This window comes from Aeromonas finlandensis (assembly GCF_000764645.1).
GTDB classification, from domain to species: domain Bacteria; phylum Pseudomonadota; class Gammaproteobacteria; order Enterobacterales; family Aeromonadaceae; genus Aeromonas; species Aeromonas finlandensis.
Map to the genome: position 1 here is coordinate 1 of NZ_JRGK01000036.1, position 26,217 is coordinate 26,217.

General features: G+C 57.1%; 25 protein-coding genes and 2 pseudogenes. 1 reads left to right on the plus strand and 26 read right to left on the minus strand.

Going from position 1 to position 26,217, the window contains the following annotated elements; all coding sequences use genetic code 11:
• From LD28_RS0104945 to LD28_RS0105065, 25 genes are all read right to left on the minus strand, one after another.
• On the minus strand, nucleotides 1-872 hold an 872-nt coding region (locus LD28_RS0104945; protein ID WP_033135926.1), incomplete at its 3' end, for an Hpt domain-containing protein.
• 11 nt (nucleotides 873-883) lie between these two features.
• The gene (locus tag LD28_RS0104950; protein ID WP_033135901.1) at nucleotides 884-1,624 is read right to left on the minus strand and encodes a protein phosphatase CheZ; all 741 of its coding nucleotides are present in this window, start codon (nucleotides 1,622-1,624) and stop codon (nucleotides 884-886) included.
• Between the two features lie 12 nt (nucleotides 1,625-1,636).
• On the minus strand, nucleotides 1,637-2,008 hold the full coding sequence (gene cheY / locus LD28_RS0104955; RefSeq protein WP_005298814.1) for a chemotaxis response regulator CheY: 372 nt from the start codon (nucleotides 2,006-2,008) through the stop codon (nucleotides 1,637-1,639).
• A gap of 122 nt (nucleotides 2,009-2,130) precedes the next feature.
• Nucleotides 2,131-2,850 (minus strand): RNA polymerase sigma factor FliA, encoded by a 720-nt coding sequence (locus LD28_RS0104960; protein ID WP_033135902.1) that lies wholly within the window; start codon nucleotides 2,848-2,850, stop codon nucleotides 2,131-2,133.
• Nucleotides 2,843-3,718: a MinD/ParA family protein gene (locus LD28_RS0104965; RefSeq protein WP_033135903.1), complete on the minus strand. Its 876-nt coding sequence runs from the start codon at nucleotides 3,716-3,718 to the stop codon at nucleotides 2,843-2,845. Before LD28_RS0104965 ends, LD28_RS0104960 begins: the two co-directional genes overlap by 8 nt.
• 1 nt (nucleotide 3,719) lies before the next feature.
• The gene (gene flhF / locus LD28_RS0104970; protein WP_033135904.1) at nucleotides 3,720-5,144 is read right to left on the minus strand and encodes a flagellar biosynthesis GTPase FlhF; all 1,425 of its coding nucleotides are present in this window, start codon (nucleotides 5,142-5,144) and stop codon (nucleotides 3,720-3,722) included.
• A gap of 16 nt (nucleotides 5,145-5,160) precedes the next feature.
• Nucleotides 5,161-7,263 (minus strand): flagellar biosynthesis protein FlhA, encoded by a 2,103-nt coding sequence (gene flhA / locus LD28_RS0104975; protein ID WP_033135905.1) that lies wholly within the window; start codon nucleotides 7,261-7,263, stop codon nucleotides 5,161-5,163.
• Between the two features lie 107 nt (nucleotides 7,264-7,370).
• Complete coding sequence (flhB, locus tag LD28_RS0104980; RefSeq protein ID WP_033135906.1) at nucleotides 7,371-8,501, minus strand: flagellar biosynthesis protein FlhB; 1,131 nt, start codon at nucleotides 8,499-8,501, stop codon at nucleotides 7,371-7,373.
• Nucleotides 8,494-9,291, minus strand: a complete 798-nt coding sequence (fliR, locus tag LD28_RS0104985) for a flagellar biosynthetic protein FliR (RefSeq protein ID WP_033135907.1) — start codon at nucleotides 9,289-9,291, stop codon at nucleotides 8,494-8,496. Before fliR ends, flhB begins: the two co-directional genes overlap by 8 nt.
• A complete protein-coding gene (fliQ, locus tag LD28_RS0104990) occupies nucleotides 9,288-9,557 on the minus strand; it encodes a flagellar biosynthesis protein FliQ (protein ID WP_033135908.1) in 270 nt (89 codons plus the stop codon). The genes fliR and fliQ overlap by 4 nt, the downstream gene beginning before the upstream one ends.
• Nucleotides 9,558-9,582: 25 nt before the next feature.
• Nucleotides 9,583-10,359 carry a flagellar type III secretion system pore protein FliP gene (gene fliP, locus LD28_RS0104995; RefSeq protein ID WP_033135909.1) on the minus strand — a complete coding sequence of 259 codons (777 nt, stop codon included), beginning with the start codon at nucleotides 10,357-10,359 and terminating at the stop codon, nucleotides 9,583-9,585.
• On the minus strand, nucleotides 10,346-10,729 hold the full coding sequence (fliO, locus tag LD28_RS0105000; RefSeq protein ID WP_033135910.1) for a flagellar biosynthetic protein FliO: 384 nt from the start codon (nucleotides 10,727-10,729) through the stop codon (nucleotides 10,346-10,348). Before fliO ends, fliP begins: the two co-directional genes overlap by 14 nt.
• Complete coding sequence (gene fliN, locus LD28_RS0105005; RefSeq protein WP_033135911.1) at nucleotides 10,726-11,118, minus strand: flagellar motor switch protein FliN; 393 nt, start codon at nucleotides 11,116-11,118, stop codon at nucleotides 10,726-10,728. The genes fliO and fliN overlap by 4 nt, the downstream gene beginning before the upstream one ends.
• Nucleotides 11,119-11,167: 49 nt before the next feature.
• Nucleotides 11,168-12,238: a flagellar motor switch protein FliM gene (gene fliM / locus LD28_RS0105010; protein WP_033135912.1), complete on the minus strand. Its 1,071-nt coding sequence runs from the start codon at nucleotides 12,236-12,238 to the stop codon at nucleotides 11,168-11,170.
• 7 nt (nucleotides 12,239-12,245) lie between these two features.
• Entirely contained in the window at nucleotides 12,246-12,761 is a 516-nt protein-coding gene (gene fliL / locus LD28_RS0105015) for a flagellar basal body-associated protein FliL (RefSeq protein WP_033135913.1), read from the minus strand.
• Nucleotides 12,762-12,818: 57 nt separating this feature from the next.
• A complete protein-coding gene (locus LD28_RS0105020; RefSeq protein ID WP_033135914.1) occupies nucleotides 12,819-14,837 on the minus strand; it encodes a flagellar hook-length control protein FliK in 2,019 nt (672 codons plus the stop codon).
• Between the two features lie 67 nt (nucleotides 14,838-14,904).
• On the minus strand, nucleotides 14,905-15,345 hold the full coding sequence (gene fliJ, locus LD28_RS0105025) for a flagellar export protein FliJ (RefSeq protein ID WP_033135915.1): 441 nt from the start codon (nucleotides 15,343-15,345) through the stop codon (nucleotides 14,905-14,907).
• Nucleotides 15,346-15,372: 27 nt separating this feature from the next.
• Nucleotides 15,373-16,704, minus strand: coding sequence for a flagellar protein export ATPase FliI (gene fliI, locus LD28_RS0105030; RefSeq protein WP_033135916.1), 1,332 nt, complete (start codon nucleotides 16,702-16,704; stop codon nucleotides 15,373-15,375).
• A 52-nt stretch (nucleotides 16,705-16,756) separates the two neighbouring features.
• Complete coding sequence (gene fliH, locus LD28_RS0105035) at nucleotides 16,757-17,581, minus strand: flagellar assembly protein FliH (protein ID WP_033135917.1); 825 nt, start codon at nucleotides 17,579-17,581, stop codon at nucleotides 16,757-16,759.
• Nucleotides 17,582-17,649: 68 nt separating this feature from the next.
• Complete coding sequence (gene fliG / locus LD28_RS0105040; protein WP_033135918.1) at nucleotides 17,650-18,711, minus strand: flagellar motor switch protein FliG; 1,062 nt, start codon at nucleotides 18,709-18,711, stop codon at nucleotides 17,650-17,652.
• Nucleotides 18,704-20,416, minus strand: coding sequence for a flagellar basal-body MS-ring/collar protein FliF (gene fliF / locus LD28_RS0105045; protein WP_033135919.1), 1,713 nt, complete (start codon nucleotides 20,414-20,416; stop codon nucleotides 18,704-18,706). The genes fliG and fliF overlap by 8 nt, the downstream gene beginning before the upstream one ends.
• A 62-nt stretch (nucleotides 20,417-20,478) precedes the next feature.
• Nucleotides 20,479-20,796 (minus strand): flagellar hook-basal body complex protein FliE, encoded by a 318-nt coding sequence (gene fliE, locus LD28_RS0105050; protein WP_033135920.1) that lies wholly within the window; start codon nucleotides 20,794-20,796, stop codon nucleotides 20,479-20,481.
• Nucleotides 20,797-20,980: 184 nt separating this feature from the next.
• Nucleotides 20,981-21,757: a beta cell expansion factor BefA gene (befA, locus tag LD28_RS0105055; protein ID WP_033135921.1), complete on the minus strand. Its 777-nt coding sequence runs from the start codon at nucleotides 21,755-21,757 to the stop codon at nucleotides 20,981-20,983.
• Nucleotides 21,758-22,005: 248 nt separating this feature from the next.
• Nucleotides 22,006-23,445: a pyruvate kinase gene (gene pyk / locus LD28_RS0105060; protein WP_033135922.1), complete on the minus strand. Its 1,440-nt coding sequence runs from the start codon at nucleotides 23,443-23,445 to the stop codon at nucleotides 22,006-22,008.
• A 163-nt stretch (nucleotides 23,446-23,608) separates the two neighbouring features.
• Nucleotides 23,609-24,463, minus strand: a complete 855-nt coding sequence (locus LD28_RS0105065) for a MurR/RpiR family transcriptional regulator (protein ID WP_167334781.1) — start codon at nucleotides 24,461-24,463, stop codon at nucleotides 23,609-23,611.
• Between the two features lie 347 nt (nucleotides 24,464-24,810).
• Here LD28_RS0105065 and glk point away from each other — a divergent pair.
• Nucleotides 24,811-25,782, plus strand: a pseudogene (gene glk, locus LD28_RS0105070) (glucokinase); the annotation flags it as partial.
• A gap of 205 nt (nucleotides 25,783-25,987) precedes the next feature.
• Here glk and LD28_RS0105075 read toward each other — a convergent pair.
• Nucleotides 25,988-26,217: pseudogene (locus LD28_RS0105075) on the minus strand (SRPBCC family protein); the annotation flags it as partial.

Genomic DNA, 26,217 nt, shown 5'->3' on the forward strand with positions numbered 1-26,217 from the left:
GGTGCGGCAGGTGCGGCAGGTGCGGCAGGTGCGGCAGGTGCCATAGTACTCTGCGGCCCTTGGCCACGACCATGCAACTCATCAAGCAGGCGCTCAAACTCATCATCATCGATAAGCTCGTCCACCTCTTTTTGCACAGACTTCAAGGGGTTGACCTCTGGCGCCCCCATGTGCTGACCCTGACCATGAAGCTGATCCAGCAAGGCCTCAAACTCATCATCGGTGATGTCACCGGAGCCACCCACTATCGGGGTGGCGGCAGTAGTCTTGGTGGGCGCGCCACCCACACCGTGCAACTCATCCAATAGACGCTCAAATTCATCTGCAGAAATCTCGTCAATGGAACCACCACCATTGACCGGAGCAGGGTCGCTGCTGACGGCAACAGGTTCAACAACCTCGGGAACAGCCTCGACTATCGGCGCAACAGGCTCCGGCTCAGCAGCAGTCGCACTAGTGGCGGTGCGCAGTTGTTCTTCACCTTCCGGCTTGCACAACTCATGGAGATCATGAAGCAAATCATCTGATGCAGGGCTTGGCGCTTCGCGATTTTGAACCTGGGCGAACATGACATTGATGGCATCCAGCGCTTGCAGGATCACATCCATCAGCTCAGCAGTAACGGTTCGCTTGCCGTTACGCAAGATATCGAACACATTTTCCGCCCCGTGGCATACGTCAACCAGTTCACCGAGCGACAGAAAACCTGCCCCCCCCTTCACGGTATGGAAACCGCGAAAGATGGCATTCAACAGGTTCTTGTCATCGGGCCGCTTTTCCAAGTCGACCAGTTGTTCAGACAACTGTTCCAATATTTCGGATGCTTCGACCAGAAAGTCTTGCAGTATGTCTTCATCAACTTCGAAGGCCATGCGTCACTCCATTAGAATCCCAGGCTAGACAGCAGATCGTCCACATCATCCTGACCATTAACCACATCGGACCGAGCCTCCGGGTTCATGATAGGCCCTTCTGCTTCAATACCGTTGACAGGAAGGCTGCGAGTTGAATGCTCCGCAGAGGCCTCACCAAACATGGTCAGCATTTCTATTAATTTTGTTTCAACTTCCTGAACAAGCTTGATGACCTTGCGGATCATCTGGCCTGTCAAATCCTGAAAGTCTTGTGCCATCAGGATTTCTGTCAGCAGTTGCCGTAATTTATCGGCATCTGACTCAGAAGCCTTAATAAAATCATCGAGTTGGTGACATAACGATTTGAACTGTCCCACACTCATGTCCCTGGACATGAGTGCATTCCAGTTCGGCATCACCAGCTGAATATTATCATTAAGGCGATCCGCAATCGGCAAACTGGCTTCCACCGCATCCATGGTGCGATTGGCCGCCTTGTCTGTCATATCGATGACGTAGCTAAGGCGCTCCCGTGCATCGGGAATTTCATGAGTGGCCAAGTCTGGAATACGGGGGTCTAGGCGAAATTCTTGAAGTGAATCATGTAGTTGTCTGGTCAGCTGACCTACTTTTTCAAACAGATCGGCTGCATTGGGGGCACATACTTCGGCAAGCAGTTCATCGGCCAGCTCAAATTCACCTTGCTCCAGATGGGCAACAAGCATCCTTGCCTGGTCGAGCGAAATCATTGCTCTCGTTTTGGCCATCATCCCTGCCGCTCCTTAGCCGATTCGTTCGAAGATTTTGTCGAGTTTTTCTTTGAGCGTTGCTGCGGTGAAGGGCTTGACGATATAACCGTTGACGCCAGCTTGAGCGGCTTCGATGATCTGCTCACGCTTGGCTTCAGCTGTTACCATCAGTACTGGCAGATGCTTGAGCTTGTCATCGACCCGAATTGCTTTAAGCAGGTCAATACCTTGCATGCCAGGCATATTCCAGTCGGTTACCACAAACTGAAAATCACCGTTTTTCAGCATCGGCAGCGCTGTATTGCCGTCATCCGCCTCATGGGTATTGTTAAATCCCAAGTCGCGCAGCAAGTTCTTGATAATCCGGCGCATCGTTGAAAAATCGTCAACAATGAGGATTTTCATGTTCTTGTCCAAAATTCCCTCCTAAATAGCCACCTGAGCGGCTCACTTACATGATGCTAAAACGGGTTGTGTCGTGCGGATTATGCCTTAGAGTTTCATCTCAGTGTAGACAGTACAAATACTTATAGATGCCAATCTCTCAAACGAGCACGTAATCTGTGCATTGCCTGACTGTGGATCTGGCTTACACGCGACTCGCTCACATTCAAAACCTCGCCAATTTCACGCAAATTCAGCTCTTCATCGTAGTAAAGAGAGAGAACCAGAGCTTCTCTCTCGGGTAGTCTGCCAATCTGCTCGGCTAATTGAACTTGAAATCGCTCTGCAGCCAATTCATCGAAACCAGAGCCTGAAGGGGCATCATCGGGATTGCCGATAACATCCTCGCTGACCCCCAAATCCTCGATACCGATGATCTTGCCACAAGAAACATCCTGCAACATCACGTGGTAGTCGGCGATGGAAACTCCCATCTGGGCAGCAACTTCCGTATCCCGAGCATCCCGTCCGTGAGCCTGTTCGACATTTTCGATCGCTTCTGCGATCGCTCGACTATTGCGATGCACGGAGCGAGGCACCCAGTCACCGCGCCGGATTTCATCCAGCATGGCACCCCTGATACGGATCCCGGCGTAGGTCTCGAAGCTGGCCCCCTTGCTGCCGTCAAAGTTACGGGAGGCTTCCAGCAGCCCAATCATACCTGCCTGGATCAGGTCATCCAGCAAGACACTGCTGGGCAGGCGAGCCAACAAATGCTGGGCAATTCGCTTGACCAGGGGAGCGTGACGCTCCACCAGCACATAGGAATCCTGATGACGCAAGTACGCTTGGGCTTTATTCACGGGAACCTTCCTGTGTCGTGGCCGGTTTCTGCAACAGATTTTCCAGGAAAAACTCCAAGTGACCACCCGGTTGATTGGGTACCGGCCAGCTCGCCGCCTTGTTGGCAAGGGCTCTGAACGCCAGGGCTGCCGGTGACTTGGGAAACGCCTCAACAATCAATTTTTGCTTGCGCACAGCAGCGCGCAAATTGGTGTCATAAGGCACGCAGGCCACCAGCTCCAGCGAGGTGTCGAGGAAACGATCCGTTACCCGGGTCAACTTGGCAAAGAGCTCCTGGCCTTCCCGTAGGCTGCGCACCATATTGGCCACTACCTTAAAGCGGAACACGCCATGTTCCTTGGAGAGGATCTTGATGAGGGCGTAGGCATCGGTGATAGAGGTCGGCTCGTCGCACACCACCACCATGATGTCCTGAGCGGCACGGGTGAAACTCAGCACCATGTCGGAGATACCGGCAGCAGTATCGACCATCAGGATATCGACTTGGGTCTTCATCTCGCTGAAGGCGCGAATAAGCTCGGCATGTTGCACTGGGGAGAGCTCGACCATGGACTGGGTGCCAGAGGTTGCCGGCACTATCATCATGCCATAGGGACCCTCAACGATGATGTCGTCGATGGTGCACTCGCCAGCCAATACGTGAGAGAGGTTGCGATGCACCCGCAGCCCCAGCATAACGTCCACATTGGCCAGACCCAAGTCGGCATCCAGCACCATCACCCGCTTGCCTTGTGCAGCCATGGCGCCAGCCACGTTCAGGGTCACGTTGGTCTTGCCCACGCCACCTTTGCCACCGGAAACGGCGATTACTTTTACTCGATTGTTTTGACGCATTTTGCGCAGACCACTCGCCTGATCCATATACATGTTACTCATAAAACTCCGAATCTTCGGCCTCGCCAAAGCCTGCGCCCCAGAAATAGGGCTCTTCTGTTTCTCGCTCCAGAGAGCCCATTGCAGCTCCGACGAGCTGCGCCGCATTGGCAACTTGAATATCTTCCGGAACTCGTTGCCCATCAGTGATGTAACTGATTGGCAAGGCATTCTGGATACACACATTAATTACTTCGCCCAGATTCAGACTTTCATCCAATTTGGTAAGTATGCAGCCGCTTAAGGGAATGCGCCGGAAATGGTCCACCGCCTCCTGCATAACACGACGTTGGGAGGTCGCAGACATCACCAGATAGCTGCGGATCCGCACCTTGGCATTCTTGACCAGCGTATCGAGCTGCTCGGTCAACCGGATATCCCGTTGGCCAACCCCGGCGGTATCGATAAGCACCAACCGGCGATGACGGAACTGATAGAGCGCATTGGCCAGCTCTTCGGCATCCCTCACCTGTCTGACTGGACACCCCATAATGCGGCCATAAGTCTGCAACTGCTCGTGGGCACCGATCCGGTAGTTGTCTGTGGTGATCAGTGCCACCTGCTCGGCGCCATACTTCATGGCGAAACGGGCAGCCAGCTTGGCAATGGTGGTGGTTTTACCCACTCCGGTCGGACCAAGCAGGGCAACCGCCCCCCCCTGACGCAAGATTTCGTCTTCGCTGATCTTGAGCTGACCCGTCAGCACCTCAGCCAACTGCGCCATCGCCTGGTGAATGGACATATCTTCGGGAATAAGGCCCGCCAGTTGATCGGCAAAGGCATCATCGAAGCCCATCTTCTTGAGCTCTTTGATCAGCAGTGCGCGCATCGGCTCACGGCGCTCAACCTCTTGCCACATCAGACCGGAGATCTGGTGTTCCAGCAATTTGCGGATGCTGGCCATCTCCTTGCGCATCCCCTCCATCTCCTGATCCCGCTGGGCAGGTTGAGGGGCGCGCTGGCCGGAGGCAACCCGGGCCTTGGGCTTGGCAGGTTCCGGAGCGGCGCCCCACTGCCCCTGCTCGGCCAATGTTCTGGGCGCTGCATTGGCAGCGGCCAGCCCGGCCGATTGGGTATTGCCCATTGGCGCCCCATTGCCCGGCTTGAGCTTCTGCTGGCGCGCCAGCAAGGCGGCCAGGGTATCGGCATAATGTTCGTTCTGCTCCTTCGCCGGTGTCGGCTCGGGACGGATCATCTGCCGTGCAGCAGACGAAATATTGACGCTTTCATCGTTTAGCTGACGGCGAACCGGCGCATCTTTGGGCCCCGGAACCTGGGATTGATAATCGACTGCGGCGACTATCTCTACCCCTCCGGTGACCTTCTTGTTGGACATGATGACGGCATCTGGCCCGAGCGTCTCCTTGACCTCGGCCAGAGCCGTGCGCATATCCTTGGCAAAAAACCGCTTAATCTTCACCCGTCGTCTCCGCTAACTAGTTCTGCCCCACCGCACTGACGATGCGAATTTGCTTGTCGTCGGGCACTTCCTGATAAGACAGAACGCGCAATCCAGGAATGGCATTCTTGACAAATTTCGCCAGGGTATTGCGCAAGATCCCCGATGTCAGAAGCACCGCCGGTTGACCTTCCAACTCTTGTCGTTGCGTGGCTTCCACCAGTGATCGCTGCATCCGCTCTGCCAGACCCGGTTCAATACCGGCACCATCACCGCCACCAGCCTGCAAGGATTGATGCAATATACGTTCCAATTCCGGCGCCAAGGTAATCACCGGCAGCTCGGGATCAGGCCCAGCAATCTCCTGCACAATCAGGCGACGCAGGGCAATCCGGCAAGCCGCTGTGAGCACCTCCGGATCAGGGCTACGTGGGGCATATTCCACCAGGGTCTGCAGAATAGTGCGCATATCACGAATTGGCACGCCTTCATTGAGCAAATTCTGCAATACCTTCACAAGGTTACCCATGCTGATCACTTCCGGCACCAGACCTTCGACCAACTTGCTCTGATGTTTGCCTATCATGTCGAGCAGTTGTTGCACTTCGTCATGACCCAACAGCAGTGACGCATGATTGGTGAGGATCTGGCTCAGATGGGTAGCAACCACGGTCGCCGTATCCACCACCGTATATCCCAAAGTCTGTGCTTGTGACACTTGGTCCTTGGCAACCCAAACTGCCTCCAGCCCAAAGGCCGGATCACGGGTAGCAATGCCCTGCAGCTGGCCAAACACCTGACCCGGGTTGATGGCCATCTCCTTATCATGGTAGACATTGGCCTCGCCGGTACTGACCCCCATCAAGGTGATGCGGTACTGGTTTGGCGCCAAATCAAGGTTGTCTCGAATATGCACGGCGGGCACCAGAAAGCCCAGCTCTTGCGAGAGTTTCTTGCGCACTCCCTTGATCCGGTTAAGCAGTTCGCCACCCTGATTGCGATCCACCAGCGGGATCAGCTGATAACCTACTTCAAGACCGATGATGTCCACTGGCATCACATCGTCCCAGCTCAACTCTTTCTGCTCGTGAGGCTGATCGGAAGTAGCAGGCATCAACTCGCCCTTGGCTGCCTTGGCCGCTGCCAGTTTTTCACGGCGCAACAACCACCAGGCGCCAGCGGCGGCGAGAGCCCCCAGACTCAGGAAGGCGAAGTGCGGCATCCCCGGCACCAACCCCATCATCAGCAGGATGCCAGCAGAGATGATCAGCGCCTTGGGATTGTCAAACAGCTGACCCAGTACTGCGGTCCCCATGTCCTGATCGGTATTCTGACGGGTCACTATGATGGCGGCGGCAATGGAGAGCAGCAGGGAGGGGATCTGCGCCACCAGACCGTCACCGATGGCCAGCAGGGTATAGATCTCGGCCGATTCGCTGAAGGTCAGCTGATGCTGCATCATCCCGATGATGAAGCCGCCGATGATGTTGATAAAGAGGATCATGATGCCTGCAATGGCATCCCCTTTCACGAATTTGGAGGCACCGTCCATGGAGCCGTAGAAGTCAGCTTCTTGGGTCACATCCTGGCGACGCTTCTTCGCCTCTTCCTGATTGATGAGGCCAGCGTTCAAATCGGCATCGATGGCCATCTGCTTGCCCGGCATCGCATCTAGGGTAAAACGGGCGCTCACTTCCGCGATCCGCCCGGCCCCCTTGGTGATAACCACAAAGTTGATGATCATCAGGATGGTAAAAACGATGATGCCGACCGCATAGTTGCCGCCGATCACCACGTTACCGAACGCCTCGATCACATGACCGGCTGCCGCACTACCATTATGGCCTTCCAGCAACACCACCCGGGTCGAGGCAACGTTCAACGCCAACCGCAGCAAGGTAGCGAGCAGCAGTACGGTCGGGAAGGCTGCAAATTCCAGGGGGCGGCGGGTATAGACGGATACCAGCAGCACCACTATGGAGAGGGCAATGTTGAAGGAGAAGAGCACGTCCAGCATCAGCGGCGGGATAGGCAACACCACCATGCCGAGCGCAGCCAATACCAGCAACGGGGTGCCAAGACCTTTGCTCAACAATCCCCGGTAATTTTTAAACTGGCCCAATGCTGCCTTGAATTCCATCGCTCTTCTCAATTTCAACGTGCTGGTGCCAGATTCAAGCAAACATCAAGCCAATAATACAACACATTGAAATACAATGGATTTATTTTGACTACGTCAGAACTTTGTCATTTGCGATATTCGGTCGGAATGGGCAGATCTTTAGCCAGCGGCTGGGGACGACGCCCCTGACCACGGCGGAATTTTTTGAGTTGGAAGACATAGGCGAGCACCTGGGCAACCGCCGCAAACAGCCCTTCCGGGATCTCGTGGCCCAGCTCGGTTGAGTGGTAAATAGCCCGAGTCAAAGCCGGTGATGGCATGATGGGGATCTCGTACTCTCTGGCTATCTCCCTGATCTTCATTGCAATTTCATCGGTGCCCTTAGCCACGACCTTGGGCGCGGCACCGGGTTTGCCCGCATCATACTGAAGCGCTACCGAGTAGTGGGTCGGGTTGGTGATCACCACGTCGGCCTTGGGCACATCCCCCATCATCCGGCGCATCGCCATCTGCATCTGCAACTGGCGGATCTTGCCCTTTACCTCGGGCTTGCCTTCGCTGTCCTTGAACTCGTCCTTGACCTCCTGCTTGGTCATCTTGAGCTGACGCATGTGGTTCCACTGCTGGAACGGCACGTCGATGGCAACGATGGGAAGCAGGGCGCAGCAGAGGATGATCAGCATCCAGAGAAACAGTTCCAGCGCATCGATAATGCCTCCGGGAAATCCCTCCATGGAGAGGTTGAGCAGATGATTGAACTGGCTGGATAACATCCACCAGGCAAACAGGGTGATGAACACCACCTTGGCGATGGATTTGACCAGCTCAATCAGCGACTGCACCCCGAACATTCGCTTGATGCCGCTGAGCGGACTTAACTTGCTCATCTTGGGCATCATGGCCTCGGTGGAAAAGTTCATCCCCCCCATCAGGGTATTGCCAATAAAAGCGGCAATCGCCACCAGTGCGAACAGCAGCCCCAACGGAAGGATCAGCTCAGCCAGCAGCGCCGGCACCATGGCGATCATGGCATTGGGATCGAAAGCCTGCTCCCTGTCCAGAGTAAAGCCCATGGTGACAACCTTGACCATGGCGGTCGCCAGCGAGCCCTTTAGCATCAACAGACCAAAGACCGCCGAGAGCAGAACGCTGGCGGTCCCCAACTCTTTTGAACGTGCAATCTGCCCTTTTTCACGGGCCTGTTGCAGTCGTTTGCCCGTGGGTTGTTCGGTACGTTCCTGGTCGGTATCAGCCATGAGCCCCCCCGAAGCACTGGGTGTTGATCAGTTCGCAGCTGACCTCCTGCACCCGCTCCCACATCATATCAAAGTGGCCAAGGAAACCGCCGATGGTGAGCCAGAGGATGAGCAGACCCGACATCATGCTGACCGCAAAACCGATACTAAAAATGTTGAGCTGCGGCGCCGCCCGGGTCATGACGCCAAAGGCAAAGTTGATTAGCAGCAAGGCGACGATGGCTGAGAGCGACATCACCAGCGAAGCCTGATACATCACCCCGAGAAAACCGATCAGGGTGCGTATGGCTGGTAAAGTGAGCCCGGCATCCGATACTGGCAAAGTCTCAAAACTGAGGATCACCAGCCGCAGCATCACCAAATGACCATCCAGCGCCAGAAACACCAAGGTCGCCAGCATCAGATAAAACTGCCCCACCACGGGTGCCGACTGACCATTCATCGGGTCCACCAGGGTGGCAAAACCCAGACTGGTCTGCATGGCGATGACCTGACCGGCCATCACGAAGCTCTCCATCAGAAACTGAGTCATCAGGCCGAGGGCAATACCGATCAGCAGCTGCTGGGCCAACACCAGAAAACTGCCAACAGAGAAGAGTTCGATGGGAGGCATTTTCGGCAACAACGGCGAGATCAGAAAGGTGATGGCAAGCGCCAACCCCATCCGGATACGGGCTGGTGCCAGACGGCTGCCAAACACCGCCATTACCATCAGCAGGCTGCTGACCCGCGCCAGCGGCCAGAGGATGGAAGACAACCACTCCATGATCAGAGCGGTTGTGTAGGTCATCCCACCACCTCGGGGATTTGATTGACCATCAGTATGAAGAAGTCCATCAGACTCTGCATTCCCCAGTGAGCACCCGCACCCAGCGCAAACAGCGTCACAATGAGGCGAGGCAGAAAGCTCAGGGTCTGTTCGTTGATGGAAGTGGCGGCCTGAAAGATGGCGACAACCAGACCTATCGCCAAGCTGGGCAAGATAACGGCACTTACCATGATATTGACCAGCCAGAGCGCCTCGCGAAAGACGTCGACAAAGGTTTCAGGACTCATGTTCGGGCTCCTTGCGCTCGACCGGCTAACCGGCACCCAGTCCGAAACTGTTGGCCAGCGACCCAAGAATGAGGTTCCAGCCATCCACCATCACGAACAGCATCAGCTTGAAGGGCAGCGAGACAATCATCGGCGAGAGCATCATCATCCCCATCGCCATCAAGATACTGGCCACCACCAGATCGATAACCAGGAACGGCAAGAACAGCATAAAGCCGATCTGGAAGGCAGTTTTCAGCTCGCTGGTGACAAACGCCGGGATCAGCACCCGCAACGGCACATCGGCAGGCTTCTCTACCTGCACGTTGGCGATCTCCATAAAGGTATTGAGATCCTTGATCCGGGTCTGAGCCAGCATGAACTGGTGGATGGGCAATTCGGCCTTCTCCAGCGCCTCCTTGGCCTGAATGGTCTCGGCCAGATAGGGTTGCAGCGCCTCATCATTGATGCGGTCCAGCACCGGCGACATGATGAAAAACGACATAAACAGGGCAATGCCGATCAGCACCTGGTTGGAGGGGCTCTGCTGCAAACCAATCGCCTGACGCAAGATACCCAGCACGATGATGATGCGGGTAAACGAGGTCATCATGATCACCATGGCAGGCAAGAAGGAGAGCGCTGTCATCAGCGCCAGCACTTGCAGGGTCAGGCTGTACTCCTGAGAGCCATCTGCCATGGTCTTGATGGTCACCGCCGACATGCCGTCCTGCGCCATTGCGGGCTGTGACAGCAGAAGCAAGGGTGACAACAGGCCGACCAGCAGCCCGAGGTATGACCATAAACCGTTAGGTTTTTTCATGCTTGCCCATCAATTTGCCAAGCTGCTGAGAAAATGGCTGAGGCTGGTTCTCGTCCAGCGGCTCCTCCAGCCGGTAGAGAAAGTTAACCTGCTGCGGCGTCACCCCGACCAGCAGTTGCTGTTCGCCTACCTTGACCACCAGCAGCTTCTCCTTGTAACCCACCGGCAAGCTGGCGATCACCTTCATCTGACCGCCCCCCATGGCGGTGGCAATCTTGCTCTTCTTGAGCAAGAACCCCAGCACCAGAATGAGGCCAATCACCATCAGACTGGAGAGCAACCAAGAGCTCAAATTGGGGGAGTTAACGCCCCCCTGAGCCTCCGCAAGGGCAGGGAGAGGCAACAGCAGTAACAGCAAGAGGCGCATCATTTGAGTTTCTTGATCCTTTCAATCTGGCTGATGACGTCGGTCAGACGAATACCAAACTTGTCGTTCACCACCACCACCTCGCCGTGGGCGATCAGGGTGCCGTTGACCAGCACATCCAGCGGCTCGCCAGCCACCCGATCCAGCTCCACCACAGAGCCCTGGTTCAACTGCAACAGGTTGCGAATGCTGATCTGGCTGCGACCCACTTCCATGGCGATGGTGACCGGAATATCGAGAATGGTATCGAGCTTGCGACGCTCCTCGGCACTGATGGGGGCATCATCGGTCAGCTCCTCAAGGGGGGCTGGCTTGGCTTCAGCAGTCACCTGCTCTTCCAGTGCTGCAGCCCAGGCATCAGCCATCAAATCCTCTTCCTCAGTTCCGCTCATCTTGTTTCCTTATGCTACTTCGTGACCGTTTACCGCAATAAACCGTCGATTATCGCTGTTGATCTTCGATACTGCGCTCGAGCTCTTCCAGCTCGGCCTCGCCATCAATTCGTACACCGCCCCGGGTCACCAGATGCATCTCTGTCTTGACCCCTTCCGGGCGCTTGAGTTTGTCGGTGATCTTGAGCGCCACATTATCCTTGGTACGCCCCATCTTGGCATGGAAGGTAGGCAGATCTTCCACATAGACCAGCAGATTTTCCGGCATCTCGACCGGGATGATATCGCCGGGACGCAGCTCCATCAGTTCGCGCAAGGTCAGCTCGGTCTCCAGCAATTTGGCCCGCAGCTCCACCTTGACGTCCATGATCTCGTCACGCAGCGCCTTGCTCCAGCGCACGTCGGTATCACCCTTGTCGCTCTGCACACCGGCATCCAGCAGCTCGCGGATCGGTTCCAGCATGGAGTAGGGCATCGCCACATGGAAGTCACCGCCACCGCCATCGAGCTCGATATGGAACGAGCTCACCACGATCACCTCGGTCGGGCTGACGATGTTGGCCATCGCCGGGTTCACTTCTGAGTCGAGGTACTCGAAGCCCACGTCCATCACCGGCGCCCAGGCATCCTTGTAATCCTCAAACACCAGCTTGAGCAACATCTGGATGATGCGACGCTCGGTCGGGGTGAACTCGCGCCCTTCAATCTTGGCGTGGTAACGACCATCGCCACCGAAGAAGTTCTCCACCAGGATGAAGACCAGTCGGGCCTCCATGGTGATGAGCGCGGTCCCCTTGAGCGGGCGAAAGCGCACCATGTTGAGACTGGTCGGCACAAACAGGGTGTGGACATACTCGCCAAACTTGAGCATCTGCACGCCATTGATCGAAACCTCGGCAGTACGACGCATCATGTTGAACAGGCTGATCCGCATATGGCGGGCAAAACGTTCGTTCACCAGCTCCAGCGTCGGCATGCGACCACGGACGATGCGGTCCTGAGAGGAGAAGTCAAACTGGGCAACGCCGGGATCCCCCGACGAGCCAATCTCTTCCTCTTCGACATCATCGACACCGTGCAAGAGGGCATCAATTTCGTCCTGACTTAACAGATCGCTCACGCTTCACCTACTGCATTACAAAGCCGGTAAACAGCACTTGTTCGATAACGGGGGAAGAGACCAGGTCTTTCAGTACCCTGCGGCACTCTTCCAGTGAATCCTTGCGCAGCTTCTCCTTGCCTTCAAAGGTCATCAGCTGTTCGGCGCTGGCGGCACTGAATACGCGCAGCAAGGTGCCTTCAATCAGAGGGATATTCTGTTTGGCCAGCGTCTCGTCGGCGGCGCCACGTACCTGCAACTGGATCTTGATCTGTACCAGACGATCCCGTTGTACCCCTGCGACGTTAAACACAAAGGGGCGCGGCATGCCCACATAGAGCGAAGGCTGGGGCGCCTCTACCTTGGGTTTGGCATCCTTACCCTCTGCTGCTTCTGCGGCTGGTTTATCCGAGCCGGAGAGCATCAGAAAAGCGCCAGCACCGCCACCACCGAGCAAAATGACCGCCAGGGCGATGATAATGATCAGCTTCTTTTTCTTGCCCGCGGCCGGGTCTTTTAGCGTCAATTCGTTATCGTCAGCCATCCCTTGTCCACCCTAGTCTCAAACTTGTTCGATATCATAAACTTACTCGGGATTGCATCAAGCATAGAAATCAATTCCGGAACCGTTTGTCGATTCCACCAGCAAGCTCAAGGTTGAAGTGGTGAACTCCCCTTCCACTTGCCCGTTGCCAGTGTGCGACTGGCTGCCACCAGCCGCCTGTTGTCCCTGACCACTAGAGGCAGCCTGCCCCTGCTGTTGCTGCTGTTGTTGTTGTTGCGACTGCTGCTGCACCTGAGTCTGGCCAAGCTGGATCCCCTGCCCTGCCAGCATATCGCGCAGCCGGGGCATCGCCTGCTCCAGCATCTCGCGGGTCTGTCCATGTTGTACCACGAAATGGACGTTGGCCTGGCTGTCGGCCCCAATCTGGATCTGGATCTTCATCTTGCCAAGTCCGAGGGGGTCGAGCTGAATTTCCGCCTGTTGCAGTTTTTCGGCCAGCATCACGTTGACCTTCTGATGCAATTCGGCAGGCGCCTCCTGACTGGCCAGTTTCAGATGGGGTAAATTCTGCGGTTCACGACGTACAGCCCCCTCCGCGGCTGAAGGTGCTCTGTTTTCGGCCAACTGTGGCTGAGGCTGACTGTTCTGACTATGTTGCACGGTCTGACTCTGGCTGCTCTCGCTGGCCGATGCCGTCGCGAGGGTGCTCTTGTCCGGTTCACCCACCTTCTGCTTCGCATCCAGCTGCACCGCTTTGCGCAGCTCGCTACTGCCGGAGACCTCCATCTGCTGAATACCTGCCGAGATGGTAGATAGCGGGGCTTGCGGCCCCTGAGACTCGGCTTGTGCCAGCACCTGTTCCGGCGCCACCATCACCGGTGTCGCAGATCCATCGCTCTGGGTCATGGCGCTTTGAGTGACAGCACTTTGCGCAGCACTACTCTGGGCAGCCCCGCCCTGGGCACTCACAGCTGCATTCTGATTGGTGGATGTGGAGGTCACTGACGGGCTACCCTCAGCCGCACTCTTGTCGGCCCCCTTGCCATCACCATTACCTGCACTATTAGTAGCTGCCATATTTGCAGCTGTGGCTGGAGCGGTTGCCGCGCCGTTGTCAGGCTGCTTGAGCCCGTCACTGAACGCCTTGATGGCCACTCCCTGATTCGCAGCTTGAGCAGCTTGCCCCTTGCCGGTCATGGCATGGTTAGGTGTAGCGGAGGTATCGGATTTGCCATCTCCCCCCTCTTTCGATGTGAGCAACTCACCCGGTTTGGTGGCGCCTGCCGACTCATCAACAGGCAATACCTTGGCCAATTGCGCCAGTCGCTCAGCCACGGAGAGTTGTTTTTCCCCTTTCCCGCTGGCAACAGCGGCGTGTGCATCCTCTTTGAGGGGGAGCTTTTCGCCCTTGGCAGAGGCTTCATCCGGCTGCTGTGCACTTCCCTTTGCAGAGGTGATCGCATCGGATGCCTCGCTGACCTCTCCCGTCGATAGCTGTTCGGATAGCTGCGTATCCGGTTTGCCCTGAGCGGTCCCCATACCCATGAGTGAAGATGATGATTCGGTCGCCACTTTTCCGGCCAGTGGCTGGGCAAGCTTGCCCGCAGAAGGAGAGATTTCGCTGTCACCGGGCTGAGCGTCTTCCTGCTCACCCTCTTGTTGCGGCAATAGATTGCCGTCAACCTGAGCGCCAGAGGCGGCACTCTGTTGCAAAGCCGCCGCTGCCTGTGTTGTTACCAGTGAGGTGTCGAGTTTCAGGGAGTCTTGCAGGTGAAGCAGAAAGTCATTGACCGGCAACTCATCATCGGACTTCTGAGCGGAGTCTGGTTCCTTCTCCTTGATGGCGTCGCTGTTATTCTCATTCGCCAAAGATTTGGCTGTCCCGGCAGGGCGGGCACTCTGACCGTTATTCGTGGCGTCAGCGGCCCCCTTGTCACTGCTCTGCCCTTTTTTGTCACCACCCTGCACCTTGGCTATGAGCGAGGCAAAGTCGCCTTTGTTGTCGGCACCAGTACCACTATCGATACCCTTGTTCTCGGAGGATCCGCTCAGGGGCGCTTTATCCAAACCGTTAGCCGGGGCTGAAGGCGTTTGTGTCAACAGTGTCTGCATCATGATGGGATCCCTGAATTCTGGTGGCCCCCAAAGAGATGGCCGCCGACAATGTCCAGATCAAAGCAAGTTACAGGCCAGATTGATGAAAGCGCCGCAACATGGCGTACTCATCCTGCATTTTTTGCTCCTGACGCTGGGCCTTCTGCTGCTCGCGGCTCGCCTGCTTCTCCAGCAACAGCTCCACCGCCTTGCGCCGCTGTTGGGCCGCCAGCCACTCCTCACGACGTTGCTCCAGCGCCTGACGCACCTGCAATACCCCTTCATACTGCTGGGTCGCAGCCTGTTCGAGCTTGTTGATAAAGGCGTGATACTGGCTGTTTTGCTGGGGCGAGATCCCCTGCAAGCCGCGATCGGTCCACTGCTGGTGATAGATTTGGCGGTACTGGTTGAGGGCATTTTGCTGATCCATGAACAGCTTGAGATCTTGCTGTGCCTTCACCAGCGCCAGCGCACACTGCTGCTCCGCCTCCACCAACCGTTCGGCCAACAATACCAACCCTTTACTCATCGTCGACCTCTCTGTTACCGACCGTCATCAGCGCATCAATGGCATCGCCACCATCTGCAAGGCTTGCAGGCCATCATCGTAGTGAATGACCTCGCGCATCCCCTGCTGCAAGAACTGATCCAGATAGGGTTTTTGAATGATGGCGCGGTCGATGCGGGGATCGGAACCCTGACTGTAGGCGCCGATAGTGATGAGATCCCGGTTCTGCTGATAGAGGGAGTAGAACTGCTTGAGGGTACGCGCCAAATCCATATGTTCCGGCGAAGTCACCATGGGCATGACCCGGCTGATGGACTTCTCGATGTCGATGGCCGGATAGTGGCCCGCATCGGCCAGCTCGCGCGACAGCACAATGTGGCCATCGAGGATCGCCCGCGCTGCATCGGCGATAGGATCCTGCAGATCGTCCCCCTCGGTCAGTACGGTGAAGAAGGCAGTGATGGAACCTTGGCCGTCACTGCCGTTGCCCGCCCGCTCCACCAGCGCCGGTAATTTGGCAAATACCGAGGGCGGATAGCCCTTGGTCGCCGGTGGCTCGCCCACCGCCAGCGCGATTTCACGCTGGGCCTGGGCATAACGGGTCAGTGAATCCATCAAGAGCAGTACGTTTAGCCCCTGATCGCGAAAATACTCGGCGATGGCCAGCGCCGTTTCACACCCCTTGAGACGCATCAGCGGCGAGGCATCGGCGGGGGCTGCCACCACCACGGAGCGGGCACGCCCCTCCTCCCCCAGAATGTCTTCGATAAACTCTTTCACTTCCCGGCCCCGTTCACCGATGAGGCCCACCACGACCACGTCGGCTACCGAGCCGCGGGTCATCATGCCGAGCAGCACCGATTTACCGACACCGGAACCGGCAAACAGCCCCATCCGCTGGCCCTGCCCCACGGTCAGCACCGCATTGATGGCGCGCACCCCCACATCCATCGGCTGATGGATCGGGCGGCGTGAGAGCGGGTTGATGCGGTTCTGGGCAAACTGCACGGTCTGGGAAGAGAGAATGGGGCCGAGGCCATCAAGCGGCTGACCGATGCCGTCGATGACCCGGCCAAGCAGGTTCATGCCAACCGGAATGCCGTGCTCTTCGGTGATGGGCACCACACGGGCACCGGGGATCACCCCCTTGAGCTGTTCGCTCGGCATCAGAAACAGGCGATCGCCTGAGAAGCCCACCACTTCAGCCTCCAGCATGCCATCCTGGGTATCGATACGGCAGAGCGCACCGATGGCGGCGCGGCAGCCGATGGCTTCGAGGGTCAACCCCACCACCCGGGTCAATTTGCCAGCAACCGGCGGTTTGGGCGCGCTGTCGCGTACCTTGTACCCTTGCAACCGGTTCAGTAGCGAGCCGCTCATCTGGCCTCCTGAGAGCTAAAAAGTGCAGCCGGACAGCAGTGTCCGGCATCAGTTATGGGCGTGAGTCCTGTGAAGCCGGGTTCTGCGACGCATTGTCCCGCAAGAAGTTGCGCAGCAGTTGTTCGATGCGACCAGAGAGGGTCAGATCGATGCTGGAGAGCTCGGTGGCCAGTTGCAGATCGCCGGGGGAGAGAGTGGGATCGCTCTGCAATCGCCAGTGGCGCTTGGCACACTCTTCGGCGCCAAATGCCTGCTCGACTCGCGTGATGTCATCGGGATGCAGCATCAGGGTCACCCCCTGCTCGGCGGCGGGCAGCAAGGCCAATCCCTCTTTAAGCGCCTCCAGCAGGATGCGGGGAGAGGTCTCCGCTTCATGACGAATGAGCGCGCGGGCCAGTTGCATCACCAGCGAAACCAGCTGCTGCTCCACTGCCTGATCCAGCTCGTTAAGCGGATTGGCAAGGCGGGCGGCGAGCCCCTGCCAGTGGGCGATCTCCTGCTCCACCAGCTCGCGGCCCATGGCCAGCCCCTCCTCGCGCCCCTGTTCGAGACCGGCAGAGTGGCCCTGCTGCAGCCCTTCCAGCTTGCCCTCTTCCATCCCCTTGGCATAGCCGGACTCGCGTCCCTCGGCCATCCCCTCTTCCCAGGCAGCCTGACGGATCGCTTCAAGCTCTTCGGCGGTGATGCTGGGGGTCGGCTCCTGTTCGGGCTCCGGCGCCACCACCTCCTCTTCCTGCTGATACCAGTCGGGAGCAAACCCGAGGGCATTGGTCGGCGCCCCCGCCTCCACCTCGACCTCCATCTCGGGCCAACCCCAGGTCTCTACCCGGGCATCATCACCCTCGGGGCGCACATAACCACGCAGTTTGTTGTTCATGCTTTGCGCTGCTCCTCACCACTGCCTGATGCGGGTTTGGCATCGCGGTTCTGTTTATGGGCCATGGCTTAGAGGAACTCCTCGCCGCCACCGGCACCCAGCATGATCTCGCCAGCATCCGCCAGACGGCGGGCGATGGAGAGGATCTCTTTCTGGGCCGCTTCCACTTCGGAGACCCGGATTGGCCCCATGGCCTCCAGATCGTCTGCCAGCATTTCGGCCGCCCGTTTGGACATGTTCTTGAAGATCTTCTCGCGCATCTGATCGTCGGAGCCCTTGAGAGCGCGCTGCAGCAGATCCCCCGGCACTTCCCGCAGCATGGTCTGGATGCCGCGGTCGTCCACATCGATGAGGTTTTCGAACACGAACATCAAATCCTGAATTTGCTGGCTCATCTCTTCGTCCGACTCGCGGATGGAGTCCATCAGCTGACCTTCGATGTTGGTATCCAGGTAGTTCATGATGTTGGCGGCTGCCTTCAGGCCGCCCATCTTGGCGGCCTGGGCACCGGCCGCACCGGCGAACTGTTTCTCCATGATGTCGTTCAACTCTTGCAGCGCCGCCGGTTGCACCTCTTCGAGGTTGGCGATACGCATCACCAGATCGAGGCGCACCTGCTCCGGGAACTGGCTCAGGATCTCGGCGGACTGCTCCGGCTCCAGATAGGAGAGCACGATGGTCTGGATCTGCGGGTGTTCGTTCTGGATGATGCTGGCCACCTGACGGGCATCCATCCACTTGAGGGAGTCGAGGCCGCGGGCGCCGGAACCGAGAATGATCTGGTCCACCAGGTTGCTCGCCTTGTCCTCGCCAAGGGCCGCCACCAACGCCTTGCGCACGAAGTCTTCGCTGCCGATACCGATGTTGGTGTACTTCTGGATATCGTCGATGAATTGACGGTGCACCGCCGCCACCCGATCGTGACTGAAGTCGGACATGGAAGCCATCGACATACCGAGCCGCTGCACCTGCTTGGGCTCGAGGTGGCGGAAAATCTGGGCGGCATCCTCTTCATTGAGGCTGAGCATCAGCACCGCGGCCATCTCCATCCCGGACATCTGATCCAGGATCTGGCGCTGACTGTCGGTGATGTCATTGCCGGTGACTTGAGTCTTCTTTTCTTCAGGCATCTTTGTTCGTTACCCATTCTTTAATGACCTGAGCGGCCAGATCCGGCTCGTTCGCCACCAGCGCACGTACCGCCTTGAGCAAGTCTTCGTCACGGTGCAGATCAGGCAGTTTCAGCTGACCATCGCGCAGACCGAATACCGGTTCCGCTTCCGCCTGTGCCGCCAGCAGACTGAGTTCGTCGTCGCCACCGAGTACGGTGTGGTTGTCGAAGTCCAGCTCCCCTTCCGGCTTGGCATCCGGATAGAGCAGCCGCTTGAGCATGGGACGAACCACCGTCACGATCAAGACGATAATCACCAGCACCGAGGCAGCAATCCGTACCGCACGCCAGAACCAGGGCTGATCATAGATTGGCAGATCGGCGACAGTTTCCAGCTCGGGGCGATTGAACGGAATGGCAACTACCTCAAGGGTATCACCCCGGGTCACATCAAAACCAAGACCACCGCTCAACAAACGGCGCAGGGTATCGAGCTCTGCCTGACTGCGTGCCTCGCGGGTGACCTTGCCATCAGCAGCCGTAGCCGCTTTGTAATCGACCGCAACCGAGACCGTCATGCGGCGAATGCCGCCCATCTGGCGACGAGTGTGGCTAACGGTGGTATCCAGCTCAAAGTTGCGAGTCGCCTCTTTACGGGAACGGCCGGAAGAGGAGGCTGTTGCATCAGCATTGGGACCGGTTGCCTGCTGGGGAATACTGGACGCAGCAGGCGGCTGGTTGGAGAGCGCCCCGGGCACACCGCCGCTACTACCATTGGCACTATTCTCTTCAACAGTCATCTCGGAACGCACCGCTGGCAGATCCGGGTTATAGGTTTTGCGGGTCTGTTCCTGCTGGGAGAAGTCGAGGGAGAGATCCACTTCCGCCGTATAGTTGTCAGCCCCCAGAACAGGGATCAGGATGGCGTCAATTTTTTGTTTGTACTCCAGCTCCTGCTTCTGCTGCATGGCAAACTCTTTACGAGTCTGGGCAGAGACGGGATCTTGCGAGCCGGAGTTGAGCAGGCGACCGTTCTGGTCGGTCACGGTAATACGGGTGGGTTCCAGGCCATGAACGGCAGAGGCGACCATATCAACGATGGAGTCCACCTCGCCCTGCCCCAGCGCAGCCCCTTTCAGGTTGACCACCACGGTCGCACTGGGTTTGCGTTCATTTCGGGCGAAGACGTTGTCTTTGGGGATAGCCAGCAGCACCTGGGCCTTGGCCACATTCTGGAACTGCTCGATGGCACTGGCCAACTGTCGCTCACGACTCAGCTTGAGGCGCTCGCCCTCCATCCGCTGGCTGACACCAAAGCTGGAGTCTTTCAGCAGAATATCTTCCCCATCACTGCTGGTTTCCGTGGCACTGGCAAGCCCGGCACGTGTCAATGCCAGCTTGATGCTGGGATAGTTCTCGGCACTGACCAGTACGTTTTTGCCATCCACCTCATAGGGGATCTTCTGCTGATCGAGGAAATCGAGGGTCTTGACCAACTCCTGAGTGGTGTAGGTACCGAGGGGACGCATGTCCGGCTCCTTGCCCCACAGCAGGATAAACACGGCGATGGCCAGACAGATGGCAAGCCCCAGGATCAGGGTGATTTGCCGCAGCACATCGGTATTGGACAAGAAGCCCAGCGCCGAACTCTTCTGCTCATTCTCATCGAGGGCGGCGGTGCCCTCATCGTTTATCAGCAGATCGCCGTTTTGGTCAGTAGCCACGATTTATGTCCTTATTGCTGACATGTTCATGATGTTCAGTCGTCATGGTTTATAGGCGTCGCTTATACCGGCATGTTCATGATGGTCTTGTAGGCATCGACCATCTTGTTGCGCACCTGTACCGTGGCTTCGAAAGCGATGGAAGATTTCTGGCCTGCGATCATCACCTCGGCCAGATCCACCGACTTGTCGCCCATATCGAAACGGGTGCGCAGATCATTGGCGGCGCCTTGCAACTCGTTGACGTTGCCCAGCGCCTGCTGCAGCAACTGACCAAAGTCGGATGTCACCGGACGACCGGGCTGTGCCAGCGGCGTTGCGCCTGCTTCGATTTTGAGCGCCTGCATCTCTTGCATCAGGCTGCTTGCACTTATTTCCATTTTCCATCCCCAGACAAATCATTGACGCTGGCATGCAACAAGCAATTAGAGTGCCAATCAATCTGATGGCTGTCCGGAGAAGGGATATAGCGGGATTGTGGGTATGGTAGAACGCAGCAAAAACGATAGTATCTGCCGGTTAATCACCCTCGATGTTCAACCGGCAGGAGCGGGATCTTCGCCTTTATTGGGTCAGATCCTTGTCGATCCAGTATTTGGAGCCGGAGATATTGGCATCAAGCAGCAGACCCTTCTCGCCAATCTGGTAGATGGCCATGCCACCGTTATATTTGGCGGTCAACTCGGCGCTCTCCTTGCCTGCCACCACGCCCACTTCGGAGGTGGCCTCCCACCCCTGGGTCACGAAGGCATCGAATCTGGCCTTGTCTTCAAACAGGATCACCTGCTGATAGAACTTGCCCCCGATACCGGCAGCAAGACCCGCGCCAAACATCTTCATATAGGTGTGCTTGCCATTTTTTCGATTGATCGCAACGCCTGCCCCCTGATTGGTGTGGAGCATCAGCGAAAACTTGCGCGAATCGAACACCGCATAACCATAGGCCTTGTCAAACAACAACTTGGCTGATGGCTGCTCGTTGAACAACCGCACCAGGGCGGTGTCTGCCATGGTATTGAGCGCGATCCTCGCCTCTTTTGCCGTCTTGGGGTTCAACATGGCGTTGAGCTCCTTGTCGGCCGCCTTCAGCCACTCCTTGCCGGTCGCAATGCTCTTGTCAGTCCAGACCCCGGCTGTGTTGAAGGCATCCTCACCCCAGGCCGAGATGGAGGCCCAGCTCTTCTTGGAGAAATCGCTGACATCCTGCCACACCTCCTTGCTGGTCTCGCTCACCGCCGTCCCCAGATCGGACGCCGCGGCCTTGAGCTTGGCCCAGTCGGCATAACAGGGTGAGAAGGCCAGACTCAGTGACAGGGCCAGCAACCAGTTGCGATTGTTCATCTTCTTGCTCCCATTCCGTGTTACCCGTTTACGCACCATCTCACCCGGATTTCGGGTCATGGCCAACATAGACAGGTTTGTCGTGCATGTCGTGCGCAGGTCATCCCGCATTATCGGGACGACGGGCGATTGAGGCAATCATTGAGTCCACGCTCACCTCACGCTTGGCGATGGATCCCATGCGACAGCCATAAAAAAAGCTGCTCGCCCGTGGCGAACAGCTTTGATGACAGCGCAGACTAAAGCGCTTATTCGACCATCATCACCTTGCAGGTGTTGGTACTGCCCACGGTTTCCATCTTGTCACCGTGCGTCAGCAGCACCATGTCGCCGCTCTGTACCAGACCTTTGGCCTTGAGCACGTCCAGCGCGTCGCGGCACACTTCGTAGACCGGTTTGGTCTCGTCACCGTCAAACATCACCGGGGTAACGCCACGGTAGAGGTTGGTCCAGGCCAGGGTCTTGTTGTGGGGAGACATGGCGAAGATCGGCAGACCTGAGCTGATACGGGACATCAGCAGCGGGGTGGTACCGGATTCGGTCAGCGCCACGATCGCCTTGACCCCTTCCAGGTGGTTGGCCGCATACATGGTGGACATGGCAACCGCCTCTTCCACCGAAGTGAAGGTGTAGCTCATGCGGTGGTTGGAGACGTTCAGGCTCGGGTGCTTCTCGGCACCGACACAGACGCTCGCCATGGAGGTGACGGTTTCGATGGGGAACTGACCGGCGGCGGTTTCGGCGGAGAGCATCACCGCATCGGTACCATCCAGCACGGCGTTGGCCACGTCCATGACCTCGGCACGGGTCGGCAGCGGCGCGTTGATCATCGACTCCATCATCTGGGTCGCGGTGATCACAACACGATTCAGACGGCGGGAGTGGCGGATCAGCTTCTTCTGTACGCCAACCAGCTCGGGGTCACCAATCTCGACACCCAGATCGCCACGGGCGACCATGACAGCATCGGAACCGAGGATGATATCTTCCATCGCCTCATCGGTGGCGACGGTTTCGGCACGCTCAACCTTGGCCACGATCTTGGCATTGGAACCGGCTTCGCGGGCCAGTTCGCGGGCGTAGCGCAGATCATCGCCGCAGCGGGGGAAGGAGACGGCCAGATAGTCCACGTTCATCAAAGCGGCAGTCTTGATATCTTCCTTGTCTTTCTCGGTCAGGGCCGGAGCGGAGAGGCCGCCCCCTTTCTTGTTGATGCCCTTGTTGTTGGAGAGCGGACCAGCCACAGTGACTGTGGTATGAATACGGGTCCCTTCCACACGCTCGACTTTCAGCTGCACACGACCATCGTCCAGCAGCAGGATATCGCCGGCAATCACATCATCGGGCAAGCTCTTGTAGTCGATGCCGACCTGCTCCTGACAACCTTCACCTTTGCCGAGCGCAGCATCCAGCACAAACTTGTCGCCAATGGCCAGATAGACCTTGCCATCCTTGAAGGTGGAAACGCGGATTTTCGGGCCTTGCAAGTCACCCATGATGGCAACGTGACGGCCAAGCTTGGCAGCAATGTCACGCACCTGATTGGCGCGCAGGATATGGTCTTCAGCAGTGCCGTGAGAGAAGTTCATCCGCACCATGTCAGCTCCGGCGCGGATGATCCCTTCGAGGATCCCTTCGCGGTCGGTGGCAGGACCGAGTGTGGTTACAATCTTTGTACGTCTAGGCATGAAAGACTCCAATATGAAGTTGATATGACTTGAGATTCTGCCCCATCAAGCCCATGGCTCGATGCACCCGTTTGCAAACCATCTGGGTGGTTTTTGTTATTAAATTACAATACTACACCAAGGCGGGGGGCATAGACAGTCGGGGGCCAGAGCCCCCAACGGTTCAGGAAGAGTGCGGGGTTTCAAAGCGGGATTCGCGCAATCCCTCTTTCACTTTCTTCAGGTTTTCGCGAAATTTCATCCCCCGGCGCAGGGTAAAACCGGTCGCCAGCACATCCACCAGCGCCAGCTGGGCGATGCGTGATGCCATCGGCATATAGACATCGGTATCTTCCGGCACATCCATGGAGAGCACCAGATTGCACTCGCGGGCCAGCGGGGAATCCTTGGCAGTCATGCCGATCACAGTGGCGTCGTTCTCGCGGGCCAGAGAGGCGATTTCGACCAGCGCCTTGGTGCGGCCGGTATGGGAAATCAGCACCACCACATCCCCTTCGCTGCTATTGATGCAGCTCATACGCATCATGACGATATCGTCAAAGCTCACTACCGGAATGTTGAAGCGAAAGAATTTATTCTGGGCATCGCGCGCAACGGCGGAGGAGGCGCCAAGGCCAAAGAAGCTGATCTTCTTGGACTGGGTCAGGATATCGACGCAGCGGTTGATGGCAGAGATATCCAGGCTGTTTTTGGCAGCATCCAGGCAGGCCATGGTGGATTCGAAGATCTTGGCGGTATAGGTATCCGGCCCATCTTCCGCCTCCACATGGCGATTTACGTAAGGCGTGCCATTAGCCAGGCTTTGGGCCAGATGGAGTTTGAAATCGGGAAAGCCCTTGGTATCGAGACGGCGGCAAAAGCGGTTGACAGTCGGCTCACTGACATCGGCCATCTTGGCCAAGGCAGCGATGCTGGAGTGGATGGCAGTCTGGGGAGACGCCAGGATCACCTCGGCAACCTTGCGCTCTGATTTACTGAAACTTTCCAAGTTGTTCGTAATTTTATCAAGGGTATTCATCATTACCACCAGGCGTTTTTGTAATTTAGCTTCAGTGTCTTTGCACTCAATCTACGGCTAAGCAGGTTTCCAATCAAGCTAAGGACTATACAAGACAAGCGGTTATCGCAACTAACGCCTGCCATACAAAGTATGACTCATCTCTAATTATTTCGTACTTTTCGTTACAAAACGTCACCTAGTCGTGAAAACGCTTACAAATGTTGCAAAGCAACAACACTGTGAGCAGGCGCACGTTTGTATCGATCCGGCGGGTGAGCGGGGCCCAGCTCGGATAGAATGGGCCGTCATAATCCAACAATAATGTCGGGACACCACAGTCGTCCCCATCCTGTAACGAAGGAGTTGTTATGCAGCATACCCATGCGCTGGTCGGCGATGTCGGCGGCACCAATGCGCGTCTGGCCCTGTGTGAGCTGGCCACCGGTACTATCTCTCAGGCAAAGACCTACTCAGGTCTGGCTCATCCCAGCCTTGAAGCCGTGGTACGCCTCTATCTGGACGAACACAAGGCACAGGTGGCTGAAGCCTGCATCGCCATCGCCTGCCCCATCAACGGTGACTGGGTCGCCATGACCAACCACAGTTGGGAGTTCTCCATCAGCGAGATGCAGAGCAATCTCGGGCTGGATCGCCTGCAGGTGATCAACGACTTTACAGCGGTCTCGATGGCAGTACCGGTGTTGGTCGAATCGGATCGCATCCAGCTGGGCGGCGCGGCGCCGGTGGCTGGCAAACCCATCGCCATCTATGGTGCAGGCACCGGCCTTGGGGTCGCACATCTGGTCAAGGCGGGCGAGCAGTGGTTGAGCCTGCCGGGTGAAGGTGGTCATGTGGATTTTGCCGCCAATACCGAAGAGGAAGATGCGGTGCTGCAGGTGATGCGGGGCGAATTGGGCCATGTCTCGGCCGAACGTTTCCTCTCCGGCCCGGGTCTGGTCAATCTCTATCGTGGTCTGGTGAAATCCGATGGCCGTGAGCCTGAGCCGTTCGCGCCCAAAGATATTACCGAACGCGCGCTGGCCGGGGAGTGCCTCGATTGCCGTCGCACCTTGAGCCTGTTCTGCGTGCTGATGGGCCGCTTTGCCGGCAATCTGGCGCTGAATATGGGTACCTTCGGCGGCGTTTATATTGCAGGTGGCATAGTGCCGCGCTTTCAGGAGTTCTTTACCGGTTCCGGTTTCCGGGTCGCCTTTGAAGACAAGGGACGCTTCAAGTCCTATCTCAAGGAGATCCCGGTGTTCCTGATCACTCATGAGGGGCCGGGTCTGCTTGGCGCAGGCGCCTACTTGCGTCAATCGATGGGGATAAATCTCTGATTAAAAAGACAAATTAGGCTGAATCACTTATGGTTCAGCCTCAATTCAGTGTGGATGGCATAAAGTAGCTGCACGTAACCAAGAGGGTTGTGCTTCACAAGGAGTGGAAAGCGACTTTCATCCGCTGGATACGTTTGTCACCTGACAAGCCTGAACTGTTTCAACCGGCCTTTTGGCCGGTTTTTTTTATGTCTGAAATCTGGCGTTACTGGGCCAGCGTCTTCAACTGTGCCTTGTCAGGCGGATTGTTCCAATCGATAGGACCGTGGGTAAAACGGTACTGCAACCGTGGCAGGCTGGTCTCCAGCCACTCTTCCCGAAAATAGGCATATCCCTGATCCCAATCCGGATCATTGGCCCAACCGGTCTGCAGGAAATAGAGGCGAGTGCCCTGCCCTTCCGGCACAAAGCGCAGGCAAACCTGGGTCTTCTGCT

What these genes read in the sequence shown, in the direction of transcription:
- fliJ (WP_033135915.1), bottom strand. Translation starts at nt 15,345, where the DNA reads ATGAGTAAAGGGTTGGTATTGTTGGCCGAACGGTTGGTGGAGGCGGAG.
- flhA (WP_033135905.1), bottom strand. Translation starts at nt 7,263, where the DNA reads ATGGAATTCAAGGCAGCATTGGGCCAGTTTAAAAATTACCGGGGATTG.
- LD28_RS0104950 (WP_033135901.1), bottom strand. Translation starts at nt 1,624, where the DNA reads ATGATGGCCAAAACGAGAGCAATGATTTCGCTCGACCAGGCAAGGATG.
- befA (WP_033135921.1), bottom strand. Translation starts at nt 21,757, where the DNA reads ATGAACAATCGCAACTGGTTGCTGGCCCTGTCACTGAGTCTGGCCTTC.
- fliR (WP_033135907.1), bottom strand. Translation starts at nt 9,291, where the DNA reads ATGACCTACACAACCGCTCTGATCATGGAGTGGTTGTCTTCCATCCTC.
- fliH (WP_033135917.1), bottom strand. Translation starts at nt 17,581, where the DNA reads ATGAACAACAAACTGCGTGGTTATGTGCGCCCCGAGGGTGATGATGCC.
- LD28_RS0105020 (WP_033135914.1), bottom strand. Translation starts at nt 14,837, where the DNA reads ATGATGCAGACACTGTTGACACAAACGCCTTCAGCCCCGGCTAACGGT.
- fliG (WP_033135918.1), bottom strand. Translation starts at nt 18,711, where the DNA reads ATGCCTGAAGAAAAGAAGACTCAAGTCACCGGCAATGACATCACCGAC.
- flhB (WP_033135906.1), bottom strand. Translation starts at nt 8,501, where the DNA reads ATGGCTGATACCGACCAGGAACGTACCGAACAACCCACGGGCAAACGA.
- fliN (WP_033135911.1), bottom strand. Translation starts at nt 11,118, where the DNA reads ATGAGCGGAACTGAGGAAGAGGATTTGATGGCTGATGCCTGGGCTGCA.
- fliP (WP_033135909.1), bottom strand. Translation starts at nt 10,359, where the DNA reads ATGAAAAAACCTAACGGTTTATGGTCATACCTCGGGCTGCTGGTCGGC.
- fliE (WP_033135920.1), bottom strand. Translation starts at nt 20,796, where the DNA reads ATGGAAATAAGTGCAAGCAGCCTGATGCAAGAGATGCAGGCGCTCAAA.
- LD28_RS0105065 (WP_167334781.1), bottom strand. Translation starts at nt 24,463, where the DNA reads ATGAATACCCTTGATAAAATTACGAACAACTTGGAAAGTTTCAGTAAA.
- cheY (WP_005298814.1), bottom strand. Translation starts at nt 2,008, where the DNA reads ATGAAAATCCTCATTGTTGACGATTTTTCAACGATGCGCCGGATTATC.
- fliI (WP_033135916.1), bottom strand. Translation starts at nt 16,704, where the DNA reads ATGAGCGGCTCGCTACTGAACCGGTTGCAAGGGTACAAGGTACGCGAC.
- LD28_RS0104965 (WP_033135903.1), bottom strand. Translation starts at nt 3,718, where the DNA reads ATGTATATGGATCAGGCGAGTGGTCTGCGCAAAATGCGTCAAAACAAT.
- fliL (WP_033135913.1), bottom strand. Translation starts at nt 12,761, where the DNA reads ATGGCTGACGATAACGAATTGACGCTAAAAGACCCGGCCGCGGGCAAG.
- fliQ (WP_033135908.1), bottom strand. Translation starts at nt 9,557, where the DNA reads ATGAGTCCTGAAACCTTTGTCGACGTCTTTCGCGAGGCGCTCTGGCTG.
- fliO (WP_033135910.1), bottom strand. Translation starts at nt 10,729, where the DNA reads ATGATGCGCCTCTTGCTGTTACTGCTGTTGCCTCTCCCTGCCCTTGCG.
- pyk (WP_033135922.1), bottom strand. Translation starts at nt 23,445, where the DNA reads ATGCCTAGACGTACAAAGATTGTAACCACACTCGGTCCTGCCACCGAC.